Annotated in this window: 5 protein-coding genes; 2 read left to right on the forward strand and 3 right to left on the reverse strand. The window is 60.2% G+C overall.

The features are described from left to right. Positions 1–149 precede the first annotated feature (149 nt). Together NW805_RS11215 and glyS are read left to right on the forward strand one after the other, a co-directional pair. Positions 150–2,228 (forward strand): cation:proton antiporter, encoded by a 2,079-nt coding sequence (locus NW805_RS11215; RefSeq protein ID WP_414422526.1) that lies wholly within the window; start codon positions 150–152, stop codon positions 2,226–2,228. A gap of 179 nt (positions 2,229–2,407) precedes the next feature. Further along, positions 2,408–4,600, forward strand: coding sequence for a glycine--tRNA ligase subunit beta (gene glyS, locus NW805_RS11220; RefSeq protein ID WP_414422527.1), 2,193 nt, complete (start codon positions 2,408–2,410; stop codon positions 4,598–4,600). 332 nt (positions 4,601–4,932) lie between these two features. Here glyS and NW805_RS11225 read toward each other — a convergent pair whose 3' ends face one another. From NW805_RS11225 to NW805_RS11235, 3 genes are all read right to left on the reverse strand, one after another. Then, a complete protein-coding gene (locus tag NW805_RS11225; RefSeq protein WP_414422528.1) occupies positions 4,933–5,856 on the reverse strand; it encodes a fructosamine kinase family protein in 924 nt (307 codons plus the stop codon). A 136-nt stretch (positions 5,857–5,992) separates the two neighbouring features. After that, positions 5,993–6,313 carry an IS630 transposase-related protein gene (locus tag NW805_RS11230; RefSeq protein ID WP_414422529.1) on the reverse strand — a complete coding sequence of 107 codons (321 nt, stop codon included), beginning with the start codon at positions 6,311–6,313 and terminating at the stop codon, positions 5,993–5,995. A 197-nt stretch (positions 6,314–6,510) separates the two neighbouring features. Beyond that, positions 6,511–7,635: D-alanyl-D-alanine carboxypeptidase (locus tag NW805_RS11235; protein WP_414422530.1), on the reverse strand; the 1,125-nt coding region annotated here is incomplete at its 5' end.

Below are 7,635 nucleotides of genomic sequence, written 5' to 3' on the forward strand. Positions count from 1 at the left end.
CTTTTAAGTACTTGTTAAACGCCCTGCCAGCGATTGAAGGCTGGACAAAGACTGTGGACTACGGAGATCTACTTTAGAGCCGGGGGAATCTGATAGACTCATGCGGGCGCTTTGCCGGGTCTGTTCATTAGCTGTCTGTCGGGTGATTTATGCTGGCTAACTGGCTGCAAATTTCGGGGATCCCTCTAGCCCTGATCGGCCCTGTTGAGAATCCGGTGCTGGTGTTTTTGATCATCCTGACCATCATGCTGGTGGCTCCCTTGCTGTTTGAGCGGCTGCGCCTGCCGGGGATCATCGGGTTAATCTTGGCCGGGCTGGTGGTGGGGCCCTACGGCTTGGGCATCTTGCAGCGGGATGAGACCATCATCCTGCTGGGCACGGTGGGGCTGTTGTTTCTCATGTTCATGGCGGGGCTGGAGACCAGCCTGGAAGATTTGAAGCTCAATGCCGGGAAGGCCACCCTCTTCGGGGCGCTCACCTTTCTGTTGCCCATGCTCATCGGCACAGCAGCCATGTTGGCCATTGGGTATGGCTTTCTGGCGGCGGTGCTGGTGGCCTCTTGTTTTGCCTCCCATACCCTGATCGGCCTGCCGATCGTCTCCAAGTTGGGCCTGATGCGTCTGCAGACGGTAACGGCTACCTTGGGGGCCACCCTCATCACCAATGTCCTGGCGTTATTGGTGTTGGCGGTGGTGGTGCGCGCCCACCAAGGGGAGCTGACGCTGCAATTTTGGCTGACGTTGATCCCTTCGATTGCCCTCTACACCTTTGCCACCCTCTGGGGGGTGCCTAAGCTGGGCAGTTGGTTCTTTCAACGCTTTGGCCACGATGAGGGAGCAGAGTTTACGTTTGTGATTGCCACCTTGTTTGTGGTGGCCTATGGAGCAGGGTTAATTGGCATTGAGCCGGTGGTGGGAGCCTTTCTGGCCGGGACGGCCATCACCCCTATCATCCCGCCTCTCAGCCCCCTGATGAACCGGATTCAGTTTATCGGCAACACCCTGTTTGTGCCTTTCTTCTTGATCTCGGTGGGGATGCTGATCAATCCCGGTATTCTCTTGGGGGAGCCGCGCACGCTGCTGGTGGGAGGGGTGATGATCGCAGCGGAGGTGGTGAGCAAGTTTCTGGCCGCTTGGATCCCGGCCCAACTGTTTGGCTGGCGCTTTGCCAGCGCTATGGTTATGTTCGGCCTGTCGATGGCTCAGGCGGCGGCTACCCTGGCGGCCATCACGGTGGCCTTTCAGGTGAAGTTGGTGGATGAGCTGACGGTGAACGGCACCATTGCCATGATCCTCGTGACCTGTGTTGCCTCGCCTTGGATTGTGGCCCGCTGGGGAGAGCAAATGCAGCCCACCGAGGTGGCCGCAGAGTCCACCGAATTGCCCAAGCCGGATTGGGGAGCTCGCGTCTTGGTGCCGGTGGCCAACCCGGATACTGAGAGGAACCTGTTACAGTTGGCTTTGATTTTGGCCAAAAAAGATGGGGGAACGCTGCTGCCGCTGCATGTTTTGTCTGACCGCGCCGGGATCTCGCCGGCAGCCCTGGCCCGGCAGGAGCAGTTGCTGACTTTCGCAGAAGCTCTGGCCCACAGCGCCGTGACCCGAGTGGAGCCGATTCGGCGGGTGGATGACTCGGTGGAAAAAGGGATCATTCGCTCGGCGGCGGAACGGCAGGCAACCTTGGTGATCCTGGGCTGGAAGGGCTACTCCACCTATGCGGAGAACTTTTTCGGCAGCATCATTGACGCGGTGGTGCGGCAGGTGGGGATCCCAGTGTTGATCACGCGGTTTCCGGTACCCATCGAGACAGCACGCCGCATCCTCTTGGTTGCACCGGAGCTGGAGGTCTCTCCCAGATCCCTGCAGCAGACCCTTGGGCTGGCGCAGACGCTGGCCGGCGAATTGAAAGCGGGTTTGCAGATCCTGCTGGTGCAAACCCGACCTGGGCGGGAACGCTCCCCAGCCTTGCCGGCAGAAAGCTATGCCCACTTGCCGGTTCAGCGGGTGCAGGGGGGGGTGGTGGCGGAAGTCTTTAAAGCGCTGCAGCCGGGAGATGTGTTGGTGTTGATTCCCAGTGAAACCGGCAACCGGTCGCGCCTGGGCCGAGAGCCGGAGACCATCGCCCGCAACCGACCCAGCCTTCCCATCATCGTGGCGCATTTGCCGCGGGATGCAGCTCCTCACTTGAGCCATGGAGATGGGTTTCTGGAGGCCGCAGAGCCCACTTGACAGGGATGACATTGGGGTGTTGTCTGGCGGACTGGAGCTCTTGTCTCAACGACGCCCCGGCTCCCCTGGTAAACTGGGATACCCCAGGTTCGGAGCAGTCGTGAGCCAGAAGGGAGGCCCAGAGCCATAGACTATGTTGATTGAGGAAGTGGGGATAGTGCCCTGCGGAGCACAGGAGTATGGTTGCCTATTTGCTAGAAGTCGGCTGTGAAGAGCTCCCAGCCAGTTTTGTGGATTCGGCTCTGGAGCAGTGGCGAACCGGGATCCCGGCCTCTTTGGCGGAGGCCCATTTGCAAGCGGAGCAGATGCAGCTTTTCGGTACGCCGCGCCGCCTGGCGGTTCTGTTGCAGGGGTTGCCCACCCAGCAGCCGGATCGCACTTTGGAGGTGAAGGGGCCGCCGGTTCAGGTCGCCTACCAAGATGGCCAGCTCACCCCTGCCGGGGAAAAATTTGCCCAAAAACAAGGGGTGGATCCCGGCAGCCTGGAAATCCGGCAAGTGGGCAAGGGATCCTTTGTGTTTGCGGTGCAGCGGGTGCGAGGCCGGCCAACAGCAGCTGTGCTCCAGGAACTGGCACCCGCCTGGATTACCAACTTGAGTGGGGAACGGCTGATGCGCTGGGCCTGCGGGGATCTGAAGTTTCCGCGCCCCATCCGCTGGCTGGTCTCCCTTTGGGATGATCAGGTGCTGCCTTTGCTGCTGCCGACCCACGAGGACAATTCCATGCCGGGCTGGGTGGCGGGGCGGGTGAGCCGGGGGCACCGCGTTTTGGGATCCCAGCAGGTTGTCCTGGAGCGGGCCGAGAGCTACGTTCAGCAAATGCAAGAGGCGGGGGTCAGCCCCGATCCAACAGCGCGAGAGGCATACATTCAGGCTGAGGTGACCAAGCTGGCCAGGCAAGTGAATGGGGAAGCCCAGATCCCTGCTCCTTTGCTGCGGGAGGTGGTGCACTTGGTGGAGTGGCCGACGGCGGTTTTGGGGCGCTTTGAGCCAGAGTTTTTGCGCTTGCCCCCTGCGGTGATCGAGACGGTGATGATCACTCACCAGCGCTACTTCCCGGTACGGGATGGCCGGGATCCCCAGAAATTGCTGCCCTATTTCATCACCATTTCCAATGGCGACCCCCGGCAATCGGAGCGGATCGGGGCAGGCAACAGCCGTGTGGTGCGGGCGCGCCTGGCGGATGCCCGCTTCTTCTACGAAGAGGATCGGCGGATCCCCTTGGCGCAGCGAGTGGAACGCCTGCAGGCGGTTACTTTTGCCGAAGGGCTGGGATCCATGCGGGACAAGGTGGAGCGCATCCGCCACATCAGCCGCCTCATTGCCGCTGCCCTGAACTTGGATCCCCAGGAGCAGGCGCTGGTGGATCGCACGGCTTACCTGTGCAAGGCGGATCTGGTTACCCAAATGGTGTACGAATTCCCCGAGCTGCAGGGGATCATGGGAGCCGAGTATGCCCGCCACGACGGTGAGCCGGAGGCGGTGGCCGAGGGGATCGAGCAGCACTACTGGCCTTTGGGGGCGGGGGACGCTTTGCCCACAGCACTGACGGGGCGGGTGGTGGGCTGGGCGGATCGCCTGGATACCTTGGTGGGCATGTTTCGCTTGGGGCGGATCCCCAGCGGTTCCTCGGATCGCTTTGCCCTGCGGCGGGCCGCCAACAGCCTGGTGCTGGTTGCCTGGGATGCCGGCTGGACTTTTGACTTTAACTCCCTGTTGCAGAGTGTGGTGCAGGACTATGCCTTTGGCGATGTCCACACCTTGCGAGCCTTGCAGGAGTTTTTGGCCCAACGGATACAGACCCTTTTGCAGGAGGAAAAACGGATTGATTACGACTTGGTCAGGGCTGTGGTGGGGGATCCCGAGTCGGTCAGAGCGGAGGATCCCCAGAAGGCCGAGCTCACCATGCGGGCCCTGGGCAACCTGCCCTTGACTTTGCTGCGGGCGGAGTACCTGCAACACCTGCGGGCCACCGGGGAATTGGCGGATCTCTATCCCACCCTCAATCGCTGCGCCCGCCTGGCAGCCCAAGGGGACTTGGACTACGCCGTGGTGGATCCGGCAGCCGCCGTGGATCCCGACCAGTTGCAGGAGGCGGCAGAAAGGGAGTTGTACGAGGCTTGCCAGAAAATCTATCGTCTGGGGGTGGAGCCGGCCTTACGGGGAGATTTTGTTCCCTTGGTGGAAGCTCTGCAAGCGGCAGCCCCTCAGGTAGCCCAGTTTTTTGAAGCCGTTCTGGTGATGGATCCGGATCCTGTGCGACGGGCCAGCCGGCTCAATTTGCTGGGAGTATTGCGCAACCAGTCGCGCCTGTTGGGGGACATGGGGGCTGTGGTCATGGCAGGGGAATCCTCGCCGGAGAAGACCCCCTAGCCGTTTCAGATCAGTTTACTTCGAGACAGATCCCCCTCACCCCCAGCTTCTCTCCCAGAGGGAGCTACCCCCCAAGGACTCTGTCCCACTGGCGCGAACGGCTTGGGAATGGACATATCGTCATTTCCACTCAAACTCAGAACACTGTGCCCACACCTAAACCGTTGGTCGCGTCTTCGCGTCAGCGTTGCGGTTCCCGTCAGGGTGCCGTAGGCATAGCAATAGCGTTGCGGAGCAATAATGCAGGGGGTTAGAAGGTTTTTCAAGGACTCCGTCCCGCTGGCGCGATCAGTAGCCCAGGCGTCTCATCTTAACCTGAACAACCATACGATTTATCCAAGAAATTGCAAACACTGCTGCAAAGCCCGCTGCACCGAGCCTAGGTAGCCCTCTCCAAACAGGTTGAGATGGTTGAGCCAGTGGTAGAGCTGGTAGAGGGGCTTGCGGTGGGGATACCCCTCGTCCAAGGGGTAGGCCTGCTGATAAGCCCGATAGAACTCGGCTGGAAAGCCGCCAAACAGTTCTGTCATCGCCAGATCTGTCTCCCGATCCCCGTAGTAGGTGGCCGGATCGAAAATCACCGGGGATCCATCGGCCAAGGCCCCGTAGTTGCCGCCCCACAGATCTCCATGCAACAGAGCGGGTTCTGGCCTGTAGTCCTGAAAAAAGGCTTCCAGCTCCGCCATTACCCGTTCGGCTTGGGCCACCCACGTGCCGCGATACCCCTGTTGGCAAGCCAATTTCACCTGGTAGAGCAGCCGCTGTTCCCGATAAAAATCCGGCCAATTCTGCCGCCAACTGTTGATCTGAGGCGTAGAGCCGATGGTGTTGTCCCGCTCCCAACCGTAGCTGCCGTTGGGGGATAGGGTGCGGTGCAACTGGGCCAACTGGGATCCCAACAAACCCGCAGTGTGCGGACGGGGCGAGGTTAGCTCCAGGTATTCCAGCACCAAGTAGGCCTGCTCTCCTACGGATCCCCAGATGATGGGCTGGGGCACGCGAATGGCCTGGGCAGCCGCTAGGGTTTGCAAGCCCGCAGCTTCCGCTGCAAACATCTCCAGCGCCCTTTCTCCCCCACGGGCCAATTTGACGAAGTAGTCTTTTACCCCTTCTGCAAGAGGGCTTTGGGAAGCGCAGGAAAACCGATAGGTGGCGTTGATGCTGCCTCCGCCCACAGAACGATACTGTAGGGGCTGGATGGGATCCCCTGTTGCTTCCGCAAGGTGCTGGGCGATGGTCTGCCAAAGAGTTTGCATCAGCAGCAAAAGTCAATTGTCGGAGAAAAACAGGTACTTATGGTCATTTCGGGTAGTCATTTCAGGTTAGGGTGAGACGCCTGAGCCATTGCCTGGGCCATTGAGAAAAGCCCTATGGCCCCGTGCATTCAAAGTTTTAGGTGTGGGCGCAGTCTCCTGGTTTAATTGAAATGACCATAACTCTTTTTTGTGCTACTTTCACCTTCTCATTCTCAAGAGCACAGTCAATAGCGCGAGGACTCCGTCCCGCTGGCAGGACGGGTTGGACGCCAGACCGGGCTCTATCCTTCAGTCGAGCTTCTGGGTACTGGTCTCCGTCTTGCTGCAGGGCAGCCGAGTCTATCTTGCGCTTGTGGGTCTTGACTTTTGTCGGCCTCAGGTCTTCTCGGTTCAGCCAGCGATAAACTGTTGCACGACTAACCTTGTTCATCCGTGCAACTGCTCCCTTCCTGGACATACCCTATGACTCTCTCTCAGGTCTAAGCTTCCTCCTGAGGTCTACCTCCATGCCTTCTTAGCTGCAGGGCCGTCTCATTCTTAAATGAATTGACCCTGTTCCTAACCTGTGGGGCTCTGGGGTCTTGAGCTTCCGCCTCCTATGGGGAAAGTGGGGGGAGAGCTGTATCTCAAATTAGGTTCGAATTGAGGTCAGCATTAGCGGCGGAGAGGCTCAGAGATGGCCACCACATCCTGCAGAAACTGATCCTGTTGCTGGCGCAAAATGCCCAGGTCAGGACCTTGGTTGAGCAGGACAAAGTGGATGCCATTCGGCAGCTGCCCCATCGTCATCAGCCGATCCGCAGCGGATCCCACCTGAGCAGCCGTGCCTGGGGGCAAGGTGCGCGCCCGCAGGGTGCTGTGGCCAGTGCCCGCTCTGGGCAAGATCCGAGTCGGATCCCCATCTGTGAAATCTACCAGGTGTTCCCAGAGATGAGCTAGGGCGCGGGGGGAAAGGTACAGCGCTCGCCCTCTTTGCCCCAGGCGAATGTCTTGCTCGGCGGGGGCCATTTGGGAATCCAGGCGGGAAATAGGCTGAGCCACCAACCGCTGCCGCAGGTACTCCAGCAGGGCTGTTTCGCCCCCCAGTTCCGCCAACAGGGCTTCTGCCATGGCTCGGTCGTTGCTGCCATTGAGGATCTGCAACAGGGATCCCAGCCGTAGCGAGGTGTAGCTGGCCAGGCAGTGGGCGTCCGCGGGGAGGGCTGTTAGGACTGACACCGAGCCGCGAATGACAACCGGATGGGGTTGTTGAGTATTGCTGAGGAGTTCTGCCAAACGCTGAGCGCCGCCCAAAGGATCGGGTTGGCCCAGCAAACGGAAGGGGGGCAACACCTTCACATCCCCGTCGATCTGGCGAATGTTGAGGCTATGCAAATGGCGGGCCAGCTCTGCCACATTCGCTTCCGTGAAATAGGGATCCCCGCCACCCACCAGGATCAAATCTCCCGTCAAGCGATGGCCCAACCGATGGCCTGTGGTGTAGAAGCGGGTCTCAAAGCGATGCTCGTAACCCCAAGTCTCCAGGGCCATCAAGCTGATGGCCAACTGATCCAAGGCTCCCACCGGCAAAGGTCGATCCAGCCCATGCTCCGCCAACAGCTCCCCTTCCGGCGTCCAGAGCAGGATCCCCTGTTGAGAGAGCGCTCCCCCTTGGGCCGCCAATCCTTGCAAAAAGCCGGACAAGACCGAAGCGTAAGGAGAATCTTCCCACTGCGGCGATTGGGCGCGGGGCCACCAAGGGGGAAGGCCCGGCGTCCCACTTGGGGAAGGCAGCGGCGG

The organism is Synechococcus sp. W60.1, from assembly GCF_047461575.1.
GTDB lineage: Bacteria > Cyanobacteriota > Cyanobacteriia > Thermostichales > Thermostichaceae > Thermostichus.